The 3147-nt window shown below is 71.0% G+C and carries 3 protein-coding genes; all 3 read right to left on the bottom strand.

Going from position 1 to position 3147, the window contains the following annotated elements; translation table 11 throughout:
- Window positions 1-436, bottom strand: a 436-nt coding sequence (locus B8460_RS05945; protein WP_048860665.1) for a hypothetical protein, incomplete at its 3' end; no start/stop codon positions are given.
- A gap of 47 nt (window positions 437-483) precedes the next feature.
- Complete coding sequence (gene acpS, locus B8460_RS05940; protein ID WP_048860664.1) at window positions 484-912, bottom strand: holo-ACP synthase; 429 nt, start codon at window positions 910-912, stop codon at window positions 484-486.
- The coding region (locus tag B8460_RS05935) for a RelA/SpoT family protein (RefSeq protein WP_048860663.1) at window positions 909-3147 on the bottom strand (2239 nt) is incomplete at its 5' end. The genes B8460_RS05935 and acpS, both read right to left, overlap by 4 nt.

Raw genomic sequence — 3147 nt, 5'->3', positions numbered from 1 at the left:
CGGCGGCCGGCGCGGCGGTGGACGCGGTGGTGGAAGCGGCGGCGACCGCGGGAGCGGCCGGCGTGCCGGAGGGGCGGGCGGCGCCCGGTGCGGTGATGATCCCGAGATCGGCGAGCAAACGGCGACCGATGCCGTCGGGGTCGATACCGCTGACCCGTTCGGCCACCAGCGAGGCGATGCCGGTCGCGACGCCGATCGGCCCGCCGATCAGGCCGCCGACCAGCAGCGAGCCGAAGCAGCGCACCGGCTCCGGGATCGTGTCGTTGGTCGCCGCGCGGTAGAGCGGCCCGACGACGGGGAGATACTGCAGCGGGTTCATCTCCGACAGCAGCGTGCGGAAGGACGTGCCGCCGGGCGCCTCCGCCCCTCCCCCGGCCGTGGCGGCGGCGGCCGGCGCGGTCGCATCGGCAAAGGCGGAGGCGGGTGGGACGTACACGGCGAGGCCCCGGCGCTGTCTCTGCCTCGCGTCCTAGCAGACGAAGCTTAACCGGCCGTTGCCGTGGCGCCCGGAGCCCACGCCTCGATGATCACCTGCGCATAGGCATAGGGGTATTCGTCGGTCATCGTCAGATGCACCGCCGCCGTCAGCCCGGGCGGGGTGATCGCCGCGAGGCGCAGCGCGGCGCCGCCGGTCATGTGCAGGGTCGGCTTGCCGCCCGGCAGGTTGACCACGCCGAGATCGGCGAAATGCACGCCGCGCGCGAAGCCGGTGCCCAGGGCCTTCGACGCCGCCTCCTTGGCCGCGAAACGCTTGGCGTAGGTCGCGGCGCGCACGCGGGCGAGCTTCGCGCGGTCGGCGCGGGCGCGTTCGATCTCGGTGAACACGCGCAGCTCGAAGCGTCCGCCGTGGCGCGCGAGCGTCCGCTCGATGCGGCGGATGTCGCAGAGATCGGCGCCGATGCCGAGGATCAAGCCCGCGCCCGCTCCACCTGCGTGATGCCGGGCGCGCCGCGCAGCCCGGCGATCACGGTCGAGAGGTGGCGCAGGTCGCGCACGTCCACGTCGACGAGGATTTCAAAGAAGTCCTGTTGCCGGTTGACGACCTTGAGGTTGGCGATCGCGCCCTCGTGCTTGGCGACGGCGTTGGTCAGGCCGGCGAGCACGTTGGGCTCGTTGGCGGCGATCACGCTGATGCGCCCGGTGCGCAGCCCGCGCCCGCCGCCGCCGGCCAGCCCCTCGGCCACGGCGGCAAGGTCCCATTCGACGTCGATGAAACGCTCCGGCGTCGCGGCGAAGCTCGCGAGCGTCTGGCAGTCGCGGGTGTGGATCGTGACCCCCTTGCCGGTGGTGACGATGCCGCAGATGCGGTCACCCGGCAGCGGATGGCAGCAGCCGGCGAAATGCACCGCCATGCCGGCGACGAGGCCGGTCAGCGGCACGCCGGAATCGTGGCCGCCGTGATGATACGCGCGGCTCGACGGGCGGGGCGGAAGCACCGGCACCATGCGCGGCGCGTGGGCGTTCTGGCGCAGTTCCGGATAGACGGCGTGGACGACGTCCTTCGGCCCGATATTGCCGTTGCCGACGGCGACATAGAGGTCGGACAGGCTCGGCTGCTTGAACGCCTTGAGCGCCGGTTCCAGCGCCTTTTCCGAACCGTCCACGCCCTCCTGGCGGAAGGCGCGGGCGAGCATGGCGCGGCCGTCGGCGAGGTTCTGCTGCTTCTGCTGCTGGTGCACGTAGCGGCGGATGCGCGCGCGTGCCTTGCCGGTGACGACGAAGCGTTCCCATTGCGGCGACGGCGTGCCGCCGCGCGCCGTCATGATCTCCACCTGGTCGCCGTTCTGCAGCTCGTGGCGCAGCGGCATCAGCCGGCCGTTGACCTTGGCGCCGACGCAGGTATCGCCGACCTGGCTGTGCACGGCATAGGCGAAATCGACCGGCGTCGCGCCGCGCGGCAGCTCGATCAGCTGGCCCTTCGGCGTGAAGCAGAAGACCTTGTCCTCGTACAGTTCGAGCTTGGTGTATTCGAGGAACTCGTCGCCGGTGGTCGAGTTCTCCAGGATTTCCAGCAGGTCCTGCACCCAGCGGAAGCGCACGACCTCCTTTTGCGAGGCGGGACCGCCGTCCTTGTACAGCCAGTGCGCGGCGACGCCGTTCTCGGCGATGTCGTGCATCTCCGGGGTGCGTATCTGCACCTCGATCTTCTGGTTGCGCGGATGGCGCAGCGTGACGCCGGTGTGCAGGCTCTGATAGCCGTTCGACTTCGGCGTGCTGATGTAGTCCTTGAAGCGGCCGGCGATCACCGGGAACGCCGCGTGCACGGCGCCGAGCGCCGCGTAGCATTGCTCGCGCGTCGGCACGACGACGCGGAACGCCATGATGTCGGAGAGCTGTTCGAAGGCGACGTTGCGCCGCTGCATCTTCTCCCAGATGGAGAAGGGCGATTTCTCGCGGCCCGTCACCTCCAGCACGCGCAGGCCGGATTCCTCGAGCACGCGGCGCAGTTCGCCGCGCACCTCCTCGATCACGTCGGCCCCCTGCCCGCGCAGGAAGTTCAGCCGCGCCTGGATGGTGTCCGACGCCTCCGGATCGAGCTGCGCGAAGGCGAGCGTCTGGAGTTCGGTCTTGACCGCGTCCATGCCGATGCGTTCGGCGAGCGGCGCGTAGATCTCCATCGTCTCGCGCGCGATGCGCTGGCGGCGCGGCAGTTCGCGCACGTAATGCAGGGTGCGCATGTTGTGCAGCCGGTCGGCGAGCTTGACCAGCAGCACGCGGATGTCGCGGCTCATCGCCAGCACGAGCTTGCGGAAATTCTCCGCCTGCTTGGTGCGGTCCGATTGCAGTTCGAGGCGCGTCAGCTTGGTGACGCCGTCCACGAGGCCCGCGATCTCGCGCCCGAACCGCGCCTCGATCGCCGCCATGGTCAGGGGCGTGTCCTCCACGACGTCGTGGAGCAGGCCGGTTATGATGGAGGCGGTGTCGAGCCGGTAGCCGGCGAGGATCTCGGCGACGGCGGCCGGATGGGTGATGTAGGGGTCGCCGTTGTCGCGCCGCTGCGAGGCGTGCGCCTGGGCGGCGGTGACATAGGCCGCCTCGATCAGCGCCGTGTCCGCCTTGGGGTCGTAGCGGCGGACGCGCTCGGCGAACGCGGCGGCGGCGGTGTCGCGGGCCTCGTCCGGGGGAGCAGGCGCGGCGGCTTGGGTC

This window comes from Acidisphaera rubrifaciens HS-AP3 (assembly GCF_000964365.1).
Lineage (GTDB): Bacteria > Pseudomonadota > Alphaproteobacteria > Acetobacterales > Acetobacteraceae > Acidisphaera > Acidisphaera rubrifaciens.
The sequence above is the reverse complement of the archived record's forward strand: the minus strand, read 5'-3'. Positions and strand labels throughout refer to the sequence as shown.